The following is a 15,683-nucleotide window of genomic DNA, read 5'->3' as shown; positions in this document are numbered from 1 at the left end:
CCTTCGATGCCGTCGCGGCCGGATTGCGGGCCGAACAGCGGGTGGGTGCCGAGCAGCTCGACATGGGCGGGCAAGGCGGCGCGCAGCACGGCGAGCGGGTGGGTCTTGATCGAGCAGACCTCGATGACCAGGGCGCCTGGGCGCAGATGGGGGGCGATGGCGCGGGCGGCCTCGGCCAGGCGGGCGACGGGGACGGCCAGGATGACCACGGGTTGGGATGCGGCCTCGGCCAGCGGGGCGCTGTCGGGCTGGGCCGGGTCGTGGCCCAGCACGGGGCCGAGCTTTTCCAGATGCGGACGGCAGAAGGCGCCGAAGGCACCGAGGCCGATCAATCCAATCTGGGGTCGTTTTCGATGGTGGCTGGACATGGAACCCTCGGGGCTTGGGGGCCACCGCAGGGTTGTCGTGCTCGCATGAAAAAGCCGCCCTGCGGCGGCTTCGTTCGATCAGAACAGATCAGACCGGGCCGCTCGTTATGAGGAGCGGCGGTAATACAGGCGCGGCAGGGGCGCGAACGCGGTCATCGCCGGGATGATGGCCCCTGCCGTCGCCCCGCGTCAAGCGGTCGGCTGCTTGCGCCAGGGCTTGAAGGCCTCCGAGCCGGCGTCGCCCAGGCGGCTCAGCAGCAGCGGCCAAGCCTTCAGCCCCTCTTCCAGGGAGGAAAGCCGAAAAAACTCGTTCGGGGCGTGGACGTCCTCGTCGGGCATGGCGAAGCCGAACATCAGCGTGTCGATGCCCAGCATCTCCTGGAAGATGCCGGTGATCGGCAGGGTGCCGCCGATGCGTGCCCGGGCCGGGGCGCGGCCCAGCGTCTGGCGCACCACCGCCTCGGCCGCGACCAGCAGCGGATGGCCGTCGGGCAGGGTGGAGGAGGGGGAATTGCCGCCCGGGGGCGAGAATTCCAGCGTCACCCCGGCCGGGCAATGCGCCTGCAGGTGGTCGAGGATCTTCTGCCGCGCGGCATCGGCATCCTGGCCGGGCACCAGGCGGGCGGTGATCTTGGCATGGGCCTCGGCGGCGATGACGGTCTTGCTGCCGGCGCCGGTATAGCCGCCCCACATCCCGTTGACGTCGATCGAGGGCCGCAGCGTGACGCGCTCGCGCACGGCATAGGCCGGGTCGCCATGCGGGGTGGCGCCGACGCTGCCATAGAACAGGGAATCATCGCCGGCGAGCTCGGCGGCGTCGGCCCGGTCGCGGTTGGTCAGCGGCGTCGCGTCGCTGTCGAAACCGTGCACCAGGATGCGGCCATCCTCGTCATGCAGGGTGGTGACCAGCCGGGCCAGCTCATGCAGGGCGTTGCGCACGGCGCCGCCATAGCGGCCGGAATGCATGTCCTTCTGGGCGGAGCGGAGGGTGACCTCCAGCTTGCACAGCCCCCGCGAGCCGGTGTTCAGCGTCGGGATGGTGGTGCTGGCGCGGCCGCCATCGGCGGAGAGCACGGCATCGGCCGAGAGCAGGTCCCGGTAGGTCTCGATGATGCGGCGGATGCTGGGGCTGCCGGTCTCCTCCTCGCCTTCCAGGAAGAACTTCACGTTGACCGGGCAGGCGCCCTCGACCGCCAGGAAGGCGCCGATGGTCTCGACGGCGATCAGCGTCGAGCCCTTCACGTCGGAGGCGCCGCGGGCATAGAGGCGGCCGTCGCGGATGGCGGGCTCGAAGGGCGGCGTGACCCACTGCTCCAGCGGGTCGGGCGGCTGCACGTCGTAATGGCCATAGACGACGATGGTGGGCTTGCCCGGAGCGCCCAGCCATTCGCCATAGACCGCCGGCTGGCCGCCGCCATCCAGCAGCTGCACCTTCTGCAGCCCGAGCTCGGTCAGGCGCTGCAGCAGGAATTCGCGCGTCGCCTGCATGCCGGCGGCATAGGCGGGGTCGGTGCTGACGCTGGGCAGGCGCAGCAGGGCCTTCAGCCGCTCCAGGATGTCTTCCTGATCGGCGACCAGGCGATCGGCAACAGCTTGGCTCATCGTGACAAGAATCCTTTAGTCCAGGCGGGCCAGGTGCGGGGTCAGGCGCGGATGCGCCTCCAGCACCCAGGGGTCGTGGCCGGGGATGATCAAGGCCGGGCTGTCGGCCAGGGCCTCGACCTTGTCGAAGGCCTCGATGGCGTCGCCCACATGGTAGAGCGTCGGGAAGGGGATGCGCCGCGCCAGGTGGTCGCGCAGCGGCACGGTGTCGCCGGCCAGCACCATCCAGCCGCGCCGGGTGCGCAGCCGCAGGAATTGCAGCCCGTCGGTATGGCCGCCGGCATGGTGCAGGGTCAGGCCGGGGGCGAGCTCCACCGTCCCGTCATGCAGCACCATCCGCCGCTGGTGCAGCAGGGTGACGTGCGCCGCGATGTCGTCGGCCAGGTAGCCGGAGCGCAGCGCGTCGTGCCGCATCGCCGGGCCGGTGACGTAACCCATCTCGCGGGCCTGCATGTGGAAGGTGGCCTTGGGGAACAGCCCGGGCTGGCCGGCATGGTCCCAGTGCAGATGGGTCTGGACGACGTGGCGCACCTCGGCCGGGTCGATGCCGAGCGTCGCTAAAGCCTCGGGCAGGGTGCCTTCCACCGGCTTGGCGTAATGGGCGCAGGCAGCCGCGGTCGCCGCCGTGTCCACCGCCACCCAGCCCAGCGGGCCGCGCAGCAGGAAGGAATGATAGGCGAAGGGCGCTTTCTCGTCGCCGCCAGCGCCGCCCAGGAAGCTGCGCGCCGCCAGCCGGTCGGGGTCGAGCGCGAAGCGCAGCGCATAGGCTTCCCAGAACTCGCTCACGGCCGCATCCCCATCAGGCTGAGCCCGCCATCCACCACGACGGTGCTGCCGGTGACATAGGATGAAAAATCGCTGGCAAGGAACAGCACGGCGCCGGCGGCATCGCGCGGCGTGCCGATCCGGGCCGCCGGGATCAGTGCCATCTTCTGCGCCCGCCACGCCGGGTCGGCCAGCGCCTGCCGGTTGAAGTCGCTCTCGATGGTGCCGGGGGCGACCAGGTTCACGGTGATGCCGTCGGGCGCCAGCTCCAGCGCCATCTGGCGGGCCAGCTGCATCAGCCCACCCTTGGCGCTGCCATAAGCGACCAGCCCCGGATTGGGCATCCATTGGTTGACCGAGGAGGTGAAGACGATCCGCCCGCCTTGCCCCGCCGCACGCATGACCACGGCCGCTTCCCGGGACAGCGCGAAGGCGCCGGACAGGTTCACCGCATGGATGCGGGCGAAATCCTCGTCGGTGGTCTCGGCCAGTGGCTTGCGCAGCAGCACGCCCGCATTGCTGACCAGGATGTCGAGCCCGCCCAGCGCCTCGGCCGCGCGATGCGCCAGGGCGCCGGCTGCGGCCGCGTCGCCCAGATCGGCCTGCAGCGCCACGCCGCCGCATTCGGCGGCCAGCGACGCCGCGGCCTCGGGCTCGGCCAGGTGGTGGATGGCGACGCGGGCGCCGGCCTCGGCCAGCAGGCGGGCGCTGGCGCGGCCGATGCCGTCGCTGCCGGCGCCGGTGACCAGCGCGCGGCGGCCCGAGAGGTCGATGGCGACCGGCATCAGCGCGCCGGCCGCACTTCGATGGCCAGCGTCTCCTCGTCGCCGCGCGGCGTGAAGGTGACGCGGTCGGCGCGCCCGGCCCAGACGGATTCGAAGGTCAGGATCGGCACCAGCAGGTTCTGCGCAATGGTCTTCTCCATCGCTTCCTCCAGCAGGGCGCGGCGCTCGGCCTCGTCCAGCGTGCGGCGGGCGCGCTGGATCAGCGTGTCGATCGCCGGATCGCCGATGCCGGAATAGTTGATGGCGCCGAGCCCCTGCGCCCGGTCCGGCGTGTGGATCTGGCTGGTCAGGAAATAGCTGCTCTCGCCGGTCAGGCTGCCCCAGCCGGCGGCATGCAGCGGCCATTCGCGGCGGGCGCGGGCGGGGAAGAAGGTGGCGCGGGGCAGGGCGTTCAGCTCGACCCGGATGCCGACGCGCTGCAGCTGCTGCGCCGCCGCCTCGCAGATCTTGCTGTCATTGACGAAGCGGTCGTTGGGGCAGGACAGCGTGGTCTGGAAGCCATTCGGATAGCCCGCCTCGCGCAGCAGGGTCCGCGCGCGCTCGGCATCGAAGCGGGCCGGCGCGATGCGGGTCGAGTGGCCGAAATACCCCTCCGGCACCGCCTGGTTGGCGACGCGGGCGCGGCCTTCCATCAGCCGCTCGACGATGGCCTGGCGGTTGATGGCCAGCGACATGGCCTCGCGCACCCGCGCATCCTTCCAGGGGTTGCGCGCCAGCGGCTGGCCCTGGGCATCGCGCATCCCGGCCAGCGGCTCCTTCCCGAGCTCGGGGAACAGCATGTAGACATAGGCCGAGGGGCCGCTGAAGACGCGGAAGCGCCGGGCGCCCTCGCTCTTCTCCAGCCGCGCCACGTCCTGCAGCGGCACGGCGTTGATGAAGTCGACATCGCCCGAGAGCAGCGCGCCGACCCGCGCCCCATCGCTCGGGATCGGCCGGAAGCTGACCCGCGACCAGGCGGGGGGCGGGTCGAAATAGCCGCCATTGCGCTCCAGCACGAGCGGCTGCCCCGGCTGCCACGATGCCAGCCGATACGGCCCGGTTCCGATCGCCGCGGAGCCGTTGTTGAACTCGGACGTGCTGCGCAGCCCCTTGGCCGAGGAAATGATGAAGATGTTCGACAGGTTGACCGGCAGCAGCGGCACCGGCCCCTCGGTCAGGAAGCGCACGGTGCGGGCATCGACCACCTGCACCTCGCGGATGCCCTGGATGTAGGTGGCGTAGCTGTTCGGATTGCCCTGGACGTTGGGCACGCGGGCGATGGTGAAGCGGACATCCTCGGCGGTCAGCGGGCTGCCGTCATGGAAGCGCACGCCCTCGCGCAGGCGGAACTCCCAGGTGGTCTCGTCGATCGCCTTCCAGCTTTCCGCCAGCGACGGGCGCAGCTGCAGGCTGGAATCGCGCGACAGCAGCGTGTCGTAGATGTTGCGCAGCGCCGAGGTGTTGGTGCCCAGCAGGTTGAACTGCGGGTCCAGCGTGCCGGGCTCGCCCTGCATGCCGATGGTGAGCTCCTGCGCCGCAGCGGGCAGGGCGGCGGCCAGGACGAAAGCGGCCAGCGCCGCGGGGACGAATCTCGACATGGCAGGAAGCCTTCCGGGAGGGACGGTCGTTGCCATCCCGCGCGCAAGGCCGAGGCCTGTCAATCCACCCGTCAGGCCGCTTGACGCCGGCCCTGGCCATGCGACCCTCGCCGCATGCGCATCCATGTCCAGAATCCGGCCGGCGAGACGGTCTTCCCCATCACGCCCGCCCAATGGCAGGCCGCCATCGCCCGCTCGCCGGACATGGCCGACCTCCAGGTCAGCTTTGCCCATGACGAGGCCGGCTATGCCGCCGCCATGCAGGAGGCGGAGCTGGTCGTCACCTGGACGCGCGAGGTGCTGGCGCGCTTCGGCCAGGGCCAGCTCAAGGCCGGCCGCGACTTCGCGCCGAAGCTGAAGACCATTTTCTGCACCTCGGCCGGCCTCGACCGCCTGGCGCCCTTCGCCTGGCTGCCCGACGACGTCGCCCTGCTGAACAACCGCGGCGCGCATGCCAACAAGGCCGGCGAGTTCGGCATCATGGCCCTGCTGATGCTGGCCAACCACATCCCCCATTTCGCCGAGCGCCAGCGCGAGGGCGCCTGGTCGCCCCGCTTCGCCTCGGTCCTGGCCGGCCGCACGGTGGTGGTGGTCGGCCTCGGCTCCCTCGGCGGTGCGGTGGCGGGACGGGCCAAGCAATTCGGCATGAAGGTGATCGGTGTGCGCCATACCGCTGCCCCGCACGAGTCGTGCGACGAGGTGGTGGCGCAGAGCGATATCGATACCGTGCTGCCCCGCGCCGACTACCTGGTGCTGGCCTGCCCGCTGACGCCGCAGACCCAGGGGCTGATGGATGCCCGCCGCTTCGGCCTGCTGCGCCAGGGCGCGCGCCTGGTGAACATGGGCCGCGGCGGCCTCTGGGACCAGGAAGCCCTGTGCGACGCGCTCGACGCCGGCAGGCTCGGCGGCGTGGTGACAGACGTGACCACGCCGGAGCCGCTGCCGAAGGACCATCGCCTGTGGCGCACCCCGGGCCTGTTCATCACGCCGCATATGTCCTCGGACGACCCCGAGACCTACAACGACAACAGCCTGGATATCCTCTTCGCCAACCTCCGCGCCACGCGGGCCGGGAAGCCGATGCCCAATCGGGTTCTTCCTGAGAAAGGCTACTGAAGCGAAGGCAGAGGCAGGCCAGGGGAATGAATTCCCCTGGACCCCTTCTTTTTTCTGTTCACCGGCCGTGACGGGATCAGCGCTGCAACGGCGCCGTTGCCAGGGCATGTCGGCGGGACGCTGAATACAAAAACAGCGCAGCCTGAAAGGTCGCGCTGCTGCTGGGCTGGGCCACGTACCGTCGTCACGTGGACACGGCAGTCACCACAAAAAGAAGAAGGGGGTTTGGGGGAATTCATTCCCCCGACCTTCAAAGCTTACTTCTGAATCATCGACTTCGCGATCGGCGCGATGAACTGCGCCTCGGTGTCCCAGGGGAACAGGATCCAGGTATCCTGCGACACCTCGGTGATGAAGGTGTCGACCAGCGGCTTGCCGGCCGGCTTGGCGTAGACCGTCGCGAAATGCGCCTTGGGCAGCATGGCGCGAACCACCTTGGCCGTCGTGCCGGTATCGACCAGGTCGTCCAGCACCAGCCAGCCGGCGCCGTCGCCGGCGGCCAGCGGGTGCTTGGCCACCACCGGCTCGCCGCGCTTCTCCTCGTCATAGGTGACGATGGAGACGCTTTCGATCAGCCGGCAATCCAGCTCGCGCGCCACGATGGCGGCCGGGATCAGCCCGCCGCGGGTGATGGCGACGATGCCGGTCCAGGGGCCGCGCTCGATCAGGCGCCAGGCCAGCGCCTTGCTGTCGCGGTGCAGCTGGTCCCAGCTGACGGTGTAGTAACGGGGCGGCATGGTCAGAACATTTTCCCACCGTTGGGGACTTTGAAGTCGGGCTTGAGCAGCACCACGGCGCCTTCGCTGTCGGGCAGGCCGAGGGTCAGCACCTGGCTTTCGAAACCGGCGATGCGGCGCGGCGGGAAGTTCACCACGCAGAGCACCTGCCGGCCGATCAGCTTGTCCGGGCTGTAATGGACCGTGACCTGGGCCGAGGACTTCCGGATGCCGATGTCCGGCCCCAGGTCGATCTCCAGCTTGAAGGCCGGCTTGCGCGCGCCTTCCAGGGGGCGGGCGTCGACCACCGTGCCGACACGGATGTCGAGGCGGTCGAAATCGTCGATCGTCGCGGTGGCTTCCATCGGGAATCGATAGCGCAGCCCGCCGCCCGGCGGAAGTGGGCGGATTGCTGCGGGCGCCGAGCCGTGCCAGCCTCGCCGCCTCCTTTTCGACGTCCAGGTTAGAAAGCACCCCATGCGCGACTTCCATGCCCCCGGCCGCAGCCCCGTCCTCGCCAGCCACGGGATGGCCGCGACCTCCATGCCGGCGGCGACGCTGACCGCCATCGACATCCTGCGCCAGGGCGGCAACGCGCTCGACGCCGCCATCGCCGCCTGCGCCGTGCTGGCGGTGATCGAGCCCCAGTCCACCGGCATCGGCGGCGACAATTTCTGTCTTTATGCCCCGGCGGGGACGGGGAAGGTCGTCGCCATGAACGGCTCCGGCCGCGCGCCGGCCGGCGCCACGCCGGAGAAGCTGCGGGCCGACGGGCTGACCGCCATGGTCAACACCTCGGCGCATTCGGTGACCGTGCCCGGCGCCGTCTCCGCCTGGGAGAAGCTGAACAAGGCGCATGGCAAGCTGTCGCTGGCGCAGATCCTGGCGCCGGCCATCAAGATCGCCGAGGAAGGCCATCCGGTGCATGGCCGCGTCGCCAGCGACTGGGAATCGGCGGCGCCGAAGCTCGCCAAGAATGCTGCGGCCGCGAAGCACTTCCTGAAGGACGGCAAGGCCTTCGCCGTCGGCGACAAGTTCGCCCAGCCCGCGCTGGCCAAGACGCTGCGCGCCATCGGCGAGCGCGGCGCGAAGGCCTTCTACGAGGGTGAGATCGCGGCCGACATGGTCGCCGCCCTGCAGGCCGCCGGCGGCACCCATACCGAGGCCGACTTCGCCGCCGGCCTCGACGTCGCCGAATTCGTCACGCCGATCCAGACCAGGTGGAAGGGCATGGACGTCTACCAGTGCCCGCCGAACGGTTCGGGCCTGCTGGTGCTGCAGATGCTGGGCGTGCTGGGCCAGTGCGAGACGCCGGAAGGCGGTCCGCTCGGCGTCACCCGGCTGCACCGCCATGTCGAGGCCGCGCGCCTCGCCTATCGCGACCGCGACGGCTTCCTGGCCGATCCGTCCCAGGTGGAAGTGCCGGTCGGCAAGCTGACGTCGGACGACTACACGAAGCAGCTGCGCGCCCTGATCCGCGACGACGTCGCGATGCGCGAGCTGCCGCCGGCCGGCATGGCCGAGATGCTGCCGAAGCACAAGGACACCGTGTACCTCTGCGTCGTCGACGCCGAAGGCAACGCCTGCTCCTTCATCAACTCGCTGTTCGAAAGCTTCGGCTCCGGCATCCTGGCCGAGAAGAGCGGCGTGATGCTGCACAACCGCGGCTTCGGCTTCCGCCTGCAGGAAGGCCACCCGAACTGCATCGCGCCGAACAAGCGCCCGATGCACACCATCATCCCCGGCATGGTGATGAAGGATGGCCGCGCCATCATGCCCTTCGGCGTCATGGGCGGGCATTTCCAGCCGATGGGCCAGACCCTGTTCCTGACCAACCACTTCGAGTTCGGCCTGGACCTGCAGGAGTCGCTCGATCTGCCGCGGCTCTTCCCCTATGCCGGCAAGCTGCAGGTGGAGCGTGGCATCCCGGCCTCGGTGCTCGACCAGCTCAGCCGGCTCGGCCACAATTGCGAGCTGATCGACAAGCCGCATGGCGGCGGCCAGGCGATCTTCATCGACCATGCGCGCGGCGTGCTGGTCGGCGCCTCCGACCCGCGCAAGGATGGCTGCGCCCTCGGCTATTGATGCCTGACGCCGCGGGGGGCGCCACGCCCCCCGCGGACCTTGCCGTGCTGCCCTGAGGAGTTCCCGCGTGACCGAAGCCTGCGACCTCTCCGCCGTCACCGCCCGCCGCCTGATCGGCGAGAAGAAGCTGTCCCCCGTCGAGCTGCTGGACAGCTGTGTCGCCCGCATCGGCGCGGTGAACCACGCGGTCAACGCCATGGTCGCGCTGGACGAGGCCCGCGCCCGCAAGGCCGCGAAGGCCGCCGAGCAGGCGGTGATGAAGGGCGAGACGCTGGGCGCGCTGCACGGGCTGCCGCTCGGCATCAAGGACCTGGACGACACCGAGGGGCTGCGCACCACCTTCGGCAGCCCGATCTTCAAGGACAATGTCCCCGCCCGCGATTCCCAGATGGTTTCCGACCTGAAGGCCGCCGGCGGCATCGTGCTGGGCAAGACCAACACCCCGGAATTCGGCGCCGGCGCCAACACGCGCAACGCCGTCTATGGCGCCACCGGCAATCCCTTCGATCCGACCAAGTCGGCCGCCGGCTCCTCCGGCGGGTCGGGCGTGGTGCTGGCGACGGGGATGGTGCCGCTGGCCAGCGGCTCCGACACCGGCGGCTCCTTGCGCAACCCCGCCGCCTTCAACGGCATCGTCGGCTTCCGTCCCAGCCCCGGCCTGGTGCCCGCCGATCGCCGCCTGCTCGGCTGGTCGAATCTGCCGGTGCTCGGGCCCATGGCGCGCGACGTCAACGACCTGGCGCTGATGCTCTCCGTCATGGCGGCCGATCACGGTCTGGACCCGCTGGCTTACACGCTGCCCGACCAGGACGTCCGCCACGGCATGCCGCTGCACGAGGCGATCGACCTGTCGTCCCTTCGCGTCGCCAGCACTCCCGACTTCGGTTTCGCGCCCACCGAGAAGCACATCCGCGGCGTCTTCGCCGATCGGATGAAGGCCCTGAGCCCGCTCTTCGGCAGCGTCGAGGAAACCCACCCCGACAGCACCGGCTGTGACGAGGTCTTCGCCGTGCTCCGGGCGCTGAACTTCCTGGCCGCGCATGAGGAGAAGGTCCGCCTGCGCCCGCAGGACGTGGGTCCCAACGTGCGCGCCAATGTCGAGGAAGGCCTGCTCTACACGGCCAACGACGTCGCACGCGCCTCGGTGCAGCAGACCAAGATCTACCGCAATTGGCAGGCTTTCTTCGCCAAGGGCTACGACGTCATCATCTCGCCGGCGATCACCCTGTCGCCGCGCCCCTGGTCGGAGCTCTACCCGGCCGAGATCGACGGCACGCCGACCAAGAACTACTTCCACTGGCTGGCCAATGCCTATGCGGTGACGGTGCCCGGCCACCCGGCGATCAGCCTGCCGCTGGGCGTCGACCGCGCCGGCATGCCCTTCGGCCTGCAGATCGTCGGCCCCCGCGGCGGCGATGCGCTGGTCATTGCGGTCGCCGCCGCCATCGAGGCCGCCGTCGCCGGCGACGCGGTGCTGGCGCGCCCGGTGCCGGACCTGGCGAAGCTGCAGGCCGCCCGTCCGATCAGCGAGATGCCTGGGTTCCTCAGCTTCGATTGAAGAGAAGAGCTGGGTAGGCGAGGGGAATGAATTCCCCTCGACCCCTTCTTTTTTCTTTCAGACTGCCGTGTCCACGTGACGACGGTACGTGAAACGGCCCAGCGACAGCGCGACCTGTAAGGGCGCGCGGCGTCCCGCCGTGATGCCCGCATGTCGGCTTCGTTGAAGCGCCGGTCAGCACACGGCCGGAGATCAGAAAAAAGAAGGGGTCCAGGGGAATTCATTCCCCGGGCCTGCCCCATGCTTCTCTTCAGCTCGCCTGGATGTTCCCTTTCTTCACAACGTCAGTCCACCGCTCGATCTCTCGCCGCTGGAAGGTGCGGAAGTCGTCCGGCGAGTTGGCGACGACGCTGAAGCCGATGCGGTCCATCTGCTCGACGGTCGAGGGGTGTTTCAGGCCGGCGACCAGGGCCTTGTGGACGCGCTCCACCAGGGCGGGTTCCATCTTGGGCGGGCCGGCGATGGCCTGCCAGGAATAGACCACGAAGTCGGCGAGGCCCGCTTCCGACGCCGTGGGAACGTCGGGCAGCAGCGGGTGGCGCTGCTCGGAGGTGACCAGGATCGGCTTCACCTGCTTGTCGCGGATGAAGGGCGTGATGAAGCCCAGGTTCTGGAAGGACATCTGCACGTTGCCGGCGATCAGGTCGGTGGTCGCGGGGGCGCCGCCGGCATAAGGGATATGCGCCATGCCGGTGCCGGTCAGCTGCTTGAACAGCTCCATGGTCAGGTGGTCGGAGGAGCCGACGCCGCTGGTCGAATAGGAATCCTGCGCGCCGCTGCGCTTCAGCCACTCGACCAGGGACTTCAGGTCATTGGCGGCGACCTGCTTCGGGTTCACCACCAGGACATTGGGGGTGGTGACCGACAGGGTCAGGTTGGTAAAGTCCTTTTCCGGGTCGTAGCCCAGGTTGGGACGCAGCGCCTTGTTGATGGCGAAGGTGCTGATCGGGGCGGCCATCAGCAGGCTGCCATCGGGGGTGGCGCGGGCCAGGGCACGCGCGCCGATCTCGCCGGCGGCGCCGGGGCGGTTTTCCACCACCACGGGCTTGCCCAGGGCTTCGGTCATGCGCTGGGCGACGGCACGGCCGATGATGTCGGAAGACCCGCCAGGGGCGAAGGGCACCATCATGGTAACGGGCTTGCTGGGCCAGTCGGCTGCGGATTGCGCGCGGGAAAGGCGGGGCAGCAGCAGCGCGGGCGCTGCGAGGGCGCCGGCGCGCAGCAGGTGGCGGCGGTTCATGGCTGTTCTCCTTGGACGGGGAACCGGGCCCGCGGGGTGGCGTCTTCGCCTTTGGCCCCGCGGCCTGGCGGATGGAGTTACACCGGGTCGATGGGCGGCTTGCCGGACAGGACGGCGGCGATGTTGTCCAGCGCCTTCATGCCCATGGCGTCGCGCGTCTCGATGGTGGCGCTGGCGACGTGCGGGGTCAGGAAGACGTTGGGGAGCTCGGCGAAGCGGCGGTCGAAATTCGGCTCGTTGTGGAAGACGTCGAGGCCGGCGGCAAAGAGATGGCCGGAGGTCAGCGCCTGCAGCAGCGCCTCCTCGTCGACGACGGAGCCGCGGGCGGAATTGACGAAGACGGCGCCGCGGGGCAGGGCGGCGAAGGCCTCGGCCGTCATCACCGTGCCGCTGGCAGCGCCCCCGGGCAGGTGCAGCGACAGGATCTGGCTGTGCGGCAGCATTTCTTTCAGTGTCGCGAAATACTCGGCGCCCTGTTCCTGCTCAGGGGGAAGCCGGGTGCGGTTGTGGTAGAGGATGCGCATGCCGAAGCCGCGGGCGCGCTGCGCCATGGCGCGGCCGATGCGGCCCATGCCGACGATGCCCAGCGTCTTGCCGCTGGGGCGGACCCCCAGCATGTCGGGCAGGCCGAGCGTCTTGCCCCAGCCGGCGCGCATGATGCCCTCATATTCATGGGCGCGGCGGCAGGCGGCCAGCAGCAGCAGGAAGGCCAGGTCCGCGGTGCAGTCGGTCAGCACGTCCGGCGTGTTGGTGACGATCAGCCCGCGCGCCTGGGCGGCCTTGGCGTCCATGTGGTCATAGCCGACCGAGCTGTTGGCCAGCAGCTTCACGCTGGCGGGCAGCCGGGCGATGGCCTCGGCGTTCAGCTTGGAGGCGGTGCCGAGCAGGATGGCCTCGGCGCCGTGGCGGGTCGCGGCCTCGATGACCTGCTCGGCGTTCATGTCCTGCTCGGCCATCAGCGCGTCGAAGTCGCGGCGGGCGCGGGCGGCGGCGGCCTCGGTGATGCGGCGGGCGACGAGGATGCGGGGCAGGGCCATGGGGCCAGTCCTTTCGGCCAGGGTAGACGAGCCTGACCGGGATAAAGGACATCAGCTTGTCAGGCAACCCGACAGGTGGAGGGCTGCCTGGAACCGGGCCGGGGATGGTTCCCCGGCCCGGAGCGGCTCATTCGGCGAAGGCGATGGCCAGGCCGAAGGTCTCGGAGGCGGCGACCAGCAGGCGGCCGCCAGCCTCGACGAAGGGCACGCCGCCGCCGGCCAGCGCCGCCCGGGCGGCCGCGAGATCCGCCCTGAAGGTCAGCGCGACCATCAGCTCGGCGCCGTCGGCCGGCAGCGGCGGCAGGGCCTCGCCCCAGATGGCGCGGGCGGCATCCGGCTGCAGCACCAGCACGCGGGCCTGCGGCGTCTGGATCGCCTGGCCGCCGGGAACGGTGACGATGGCGGCATCGCCGAACAGCTTGCGGTAGGGAGCGACCGACTTGTCCGGATCGGCGCTGACGATGCCGAATTCGGCGACGGCGGTGACGCCGTTCGGCTGCTTCTGCCATTCCGGGCGCCAGACCAGCTCCGGGGTGAAATGGTGGCAGAAGAAGACGCGGCCGCCGAAGGCCACGCTGCCATCCAGGTGGGTCACCCGAAAATGCGCCTCGGGGGCGGAGCCGTCGGGCAGGGCGACGGGGCGGGTGAATTCGCGCGACTCCCCGGCGGGCACGCCGGCGGCGATGACGCGGTCGCGGAAGCCGGCATCGCCGGGCGGCTTGAAGACCAGCCCGCCCAGGCCGATCGGCATCTGCCAGAGCTCGGCGCGCTGGGTGGCGCGGGCGGGCTCGTAGCCCAGCAGCTCCAGGTAGTCGGTGCCGAAGATCGCCAGGTTGTTGCTCGAGCCCAGCGAATGGTGGCCGCGCTCGGTCAGCTGGAAGCCCAGGCGCTGGTACTGCGCCGCGGCCTCGTCCAGCGCGCCGCCGACATGGATGACAACATGGTCGATGGCGGGCTGCAGCACGGAGGTCATGGTGGCATCCTTGTCCAGGGTGATGCCGTGATCATGGCCCCGGGACCGGTTTTTGCGAAGCCTCCCAGCGAAAACTTTGCATTAAACCGGCGCCGCCTGTGGAATGAGCGTGCCGCCCTCCAGCCGCAGCACCCGGTCATGGTGGCGGGCGACCGCTGGGCGATGGGCGATGGACAGGATGGCGGTCTCCGGCAGCTCGCGCCGCAGCGTGGCGTAGAGCTTCTCTTCCGATTCCGGGTCGAGGCTGGCGGTGGCCTCGTCGAGGAACAGCCAGCGTGGCTTCAGCAGCAGGGCGCGGGCCAGGGCCAGGCGCTGCTGCTCGCCGCCGGAGAGGCGACGGTCCCAATGCTCGGCATCGTCCAGCTGGGTCGCCAGGGCGCCGAGGCCGGCGAGCTCCAGCGCCTGGCCGATGGCCGCGTCGGAGAAGCCTTCGGGCGTCGCCGGGTAGCAGACCGCCTGGCGCAGCGTGCCCAGCGGCAGATAGGGCCGCTGCGGCAGGAACAGCGCGCTGCCCTCGGGCACGGCGATGCGGCCCTGGCCGAAGGGCCAGATGCCGGCCAGCGCGCGGAACAGCGTCGACTTGCCGCTGCCGGAACGGCCGGTGATCAGCACCGCCTCGCCCGGGGCCAGGGCCAGGGCGGCGCCCTGGGTCAGGACACGGCCGTCGGGCAGGGAAATGTCCAGCGCCTCGGCGGTCAGCAGGGCGCCGGCGGAAGGCGCGCGGGCGGGACCCTGGCCGGCGCTGGCGCGGGCTTCATCCAGGGCCTTCTGGAAGCCGGTGAGGCGGTCGACCGAGGCGCGCCAATTGGTCAGGTCGGGATAGTAGGTGACGAACCAGGAGAGCGAGCCCTGCACCTCGCCGAAGGCCGAGGAGGTCTGGATCAGCCCGCCCAGCGGCATCGAGCCGGAGAAATAGGCCGGCGCCGCGGCCACGAAGGGGAAGATGATGGCCACCTGGTTGTAGCCGGTGGAGAAGAAGGCCAGCTGCTTGCTGACCCGCATGATGCCCCACCAGTTCTCGATCACCGCGCCGAAGCGGCCGAGCAGGCCCTGGCTTTCCTGCTTCTCGCCGCCATGCAGGGCGATGCCCTCCATGTTCTCGCGGACGCGGACCAGGGCGTAGCGGAAATTCGCCTCGACCCGCTCCTGCAGGAAGTTCAGCCGGATCAGCCGGCGGCCGATGACATGCGAGATCACGCTGCCGAAGATGGCGTAGAGCAGCGCCACCCAGACCATGTAGCCGGGGATGGAGACGCCGAAGAGCTGCATCGGCCCCGACAGGCTCCAGAGCAGGGCGACATAGGAGAACAGCGTCACCACCGCGTTCATCAGGCTGAGGCCGAGGACCAGGGCGCTGCTGACGAAGAGCTTGCTGTCCTCGGCGATGCGCTGGTCAGGGTTGTCGGCGCCGTCCTGCGCCCCGTTCTGACCCGCCGTCAGGCCGATGCGGTAATAGGCGCGGTCGCGCAGCCAGTCGGCCAGCATGTGCTCGGTGACCCAGCGGCGCCAGCGGATGTCGAGCGCCTGGCGCAGATAGGCGGCATAGACGGCGACCAGGATGTAGAGGGCGGCGACGATGGAGAAGCCGGGCATGAAGCCCTCCTCGCCATGGTGGCCCCAGAGGATCAGTCCGGTGAAGGCCGAAAAGTCCTTGGCCTCGAGGGCGTTGTAGAAGGCGCGCTGCCAGAAGGTCAGCACCACGCCCATGCCGACGAGCGCCAGGTTGAGGGCCACCACCACGGCCACCAGACCACGCGCCTTCCAGCGCTCCTCGCTGCGCCAGAAGGGGCGGGCCAGCGCCCAGGCATCCCGCAGGAAGGGGAAGAGGTTGCGCATGGGCGGGCTCCGCGGCCGGCGGGTG

At 70.1% G+C, this 15,683-nt stretch carries 14 protein-coding genes; 3 read left to right on the top strand and 11 right to left on the bottom strand.

The window, feature by feature from the left end:
* The 5 genes from BKE38_RS16535 to BKE38_RS16515 all read right to left on the bottom strand — a co-directional run.
* The coding region (locus BKE38_RS16535; protein ID WP_242662395.1) for a prephenate dehydrogenase/arogenate dehydrogenase family protein at window positions 1-332 on the bottom strand (332 nt) is incomplete at its 3' end.
* A gap of 225 nt (window positions 333-557) precedes the next feature.
* Window positions 558-1,970: a dipeptidase gene (locus BKE38_RS16530; protein WP_076958384.1), complete on the bottom strand. Its 1,413-nt coding sequence runs from the start codon at window positions 1,968-1,970 to the stop codon at window positions 558-560.
* 15 nt (window positions 1,971-1,985) lie between these two features.
* The gene (locus BKE38_RS16525) at window positions 1,986-2,756 is read right to left on the bottom strand and encodes an N-acyl homoserine lactonase family protein (RefSeq protein WP_076958383.1); all 771 of its coding nucleotides are present in this window, start codon (window positions 2,754-2,756) and stop codon (window positions 1,986-1,988) included.
* Window positions 2,753-3,520 carry an SDR family NAD(P)-dependent oxidoreductase gene (locus BKE38_RS16520; RefSeq protein WP_076958382.1) on the bottom strand — a complete coding sequence of 256 codons (768 nt, stop codon included), beginning with the start codon at window positions 3,518-3,520 and terminating at the stop codon, window positions 2,753-2,755. The genes BKE38_RS16525 and BKE38_RS16520 overlap by 4 nt, the downstream gene beginning before the upstream one ends.
* Window positions 3,520-5,097: an ABC transporter substrate-binding protein gene (locus BKE38_RS16515; RefSeq protein ID WP_165694208.1), complete on the bottom strand. Its 1,578-nt coding sequence runs from the start codon at window positions 5,095-5,097 to the stop codon at window positions 3,520-3,522. The genes BKE38_RS16520 and BKE38_RS16515 overlap by 1 nt, the downstream gene beginning before the upstream one ends.
* Window positions 5,098-5,211: 114 nt before the next feature.
* Between BKE38_RS16515 and BKE38_RS16510 the strand changes: the two genes are divergently transcribed.
* Window positions 5,212-6,213 (top strand): D-2-hydroxyacid dehydrogenase, encoded by a 1,002-nt coding sequence (locus tag BKE38_RS16510; RefSeq protein ID WP_076958380.1) that lies wholly within the window; start codon window positions 5,212-5,214, stop codon window positions 6,211-6,213.
* A gap of 257 nt (window positions 6,214-6,470) precedes the next feature.
* Here BKE38_RS16510 and gpt read toward each other — a convergent pair whose 3' ends face one another.
* Complete coding sequence (gene gpt, locus BKE38_RS16505) at window positions 6,471-6,950, bottom strand: xanthine phosphoribosyltransferase (RefSeq protein ID WP_076958379.1); 480 nt, start codon at window positions 6,948-6,950, stop codon at window positions 6,471-6,473.
* A 2-nt stretch (window positions 6,951-6,952) separates the two neighbouring features.
* Window positions 6,953-7,294 (bottom strand): tRNA-binding protein, encoded by a 342-nt coding sequence (locus BKE38_RS16500; RefSeq protein ID WP_076958378.1) that lies wholly within the window; start codon window positions 7,292-7,294, stop codon window positions 6,953-6,955.
* 112 nt (window positions 7,295-7,406) lie between these two features.
* Between BKE38_RS16500 and ggt the strand changes: the two genes are divergently transcribed.
* Together ggt and BKE38_RS16490 are read left to right on the top strand one after the other, a co-directional pair.
* Entirely contained in the window at window positions 7,407-9,014 is a 1,608-nt protein-coding gene (gene ggt, locus BKE38_RS16495) for a gamma-glutamyltransferase (RefSeq protein WP_076958377.1), read from the top strand.
* Window positions 9,015-9,081: 67 nt separating this feature from the next.
* On the top strand, window positions 9,082-10,572 hold the full coding sequence (locus BKE38_RS16490) for an amidase (RefSeq protein WP_076958376.1): 1,491 nt from the start codon (window positions 9,082-9,084) through the stop codon (window positions 10,570-10,572).
* Window positions 10,573-10,822: 250 nt separating this feature from the next.
* Here the strand turns inward: BKE38_RS16490 and BKE38_RS16485 are convergent, their stop codons facing one another.
* From BKE38_RS16485 to BKE38_RS16470, 4 genes are all read right to left on the bottom strand, one after another.
* A complete protein-coding gene (locus tag BKE38_RS16485; protein WP_076958375.1) occupies window positions 10,823-11,812 on the bottom strand; it encodes a Bug family tripartite tricarboxylate transporter substrate binding protein in 990 nt (329 codons plus the stop codon).
* A gap of 77 nt (window positions 11,813-11,889) precedes the next feature.
* On the bottom strand, window positions 11,890-12,849 hold the full coding sequence (locus BKE38_RS16480; RefSeq protein ID WP_076958374.1) for a 2-hydroxyacid dehydrogenase: 960 nt from the start codon (window positions 12,847-12,849) through the stop codon (window positions 11,890-11,892).
* Window positions 12,850-12,976: 127 nt separating this feature from the next.
* Window positions 12,977-13,822, bottom strand: a complete 846-nt coding sequence (locus BKE38_RS16475; RefSeq protein WP_076958373.1) for a VOC family protein — start codon at window positions 13,820-13,822, stop codon at window positions 12,977-12,979.
* A gap of 81 nt (window positions 13,823-13,903) precedes the next feature.
* Window positions 13,904-15,658, bottom strand: coding sequence for an ABC transporter ATP-binding protein/permease (locus BKE38_RS16470; RefSeq protein WP_076958372.1), 1,755 nt, complete (start codon window positions 15,656-15,658; stop codon window positions 13,904-13,906).
* Between the last annotated feature and the right edge of the window lie 25 nt (window positions 15,659-15,683).

The organism is Teichococcus deserti (genome assembly GCF_001982615.1).
GTDB classification, from domain to species: Bacteria; Pseudomonadota; Alphaproteobacteria; order Acetobacterales; family Acetobacteraceae; genus Pseudoroseomonas; species Pseudoroseomonas deserti.
This window is presented reverse-complemented; position numbering and strand designations above follow the sequence as displayed.

What these genes read in the sequence shown, in the direction of transcription:
- BKE38_RS16530 (WP_076958384.1), bottom strand. Translation starts at nt 1,970, where the DNA reads ATGAGCCAAGCTGTTGCCGATCGCCTGGTCGCCGATCAGGAAGACATC.
- BKE38_RS16520 (WP_076958382.1), bottom strand. Translation starts at nt 3,520, where the DNA reads ATGCCGGTCGCCATCGACCTCTCGGGCCGCCGCGCGCTGGTCACCGGC.
- BKE38_RS16515 (WP_165694208.1), bottom strand. Translation starts at nt 5,097, where the DNA reads ATGTCGAGATTCGTCCCCGCGGCGCTGGCCGCTTTCGTCCTGGCCGCC.
- BKE38_RS16510 (WP_076958380.1), top strand. Translation starts at nt 5,212, where the DNA reads ATGCGCATCCATGTCCAGAATCCGGCCGGCGAGACGGTCTTCCCCATC.
- gpt (WP_076958379.1), bottom strand. Translation starts at nt 6,950, where the DNA reads ATGCCGCCCCGTTACTACACCGTCAGCTGGGACCAGCTGCACCGCGAC.
- BKE38_RS16500 (WP_076958378.1), bottom strand. Translation starts at nt 7,294, where the DNA reads ATGGAAGCCACCGCGACGATCGACGATTTCGACCGCCTCGACATCCGT.
- ggt (WP_076958377.1), top strand. Translation starts at nt 7,407, where the DNA reads ATGCGCGACTTCCATGCCCCCGGCCGCAGCCCCGTCCTCGCCAGCCAC.
- BKE38_RS16485 (WP_076958375.1), bottom strand. Translation starts at nt 11,812, where the DNA reads ATGAACCGCCGCCACCTGCTGCGCGCCGGCGCCCTCGCAGCGCCCGCG.
- BKE38_RS16480 (WP_076958374.1), bottom strand. Translation starts at nt 12,849, where the DNA reads ATGGCCCTGCCCCGCATCCTCGTCGCCCGCCGCATCACCGAGGCCGCC.
- BKE38_RS16475 (WP_076958373.1), bottom strand. Translation starts at nt 13,822, where the DNA reads ATGACCTCCGTGCTGCAGCCCGCCATCGACCATGTTGTCATCCATGTC.
- BKE38_RS16470 (WP_076958372.1), bottom strand. Translation starts at nt 15,658, where the DNA reads ATGCGCAACCTCTTCCCCTTCCTGCGGGATGCCTGGGCGCTGGCCCGC.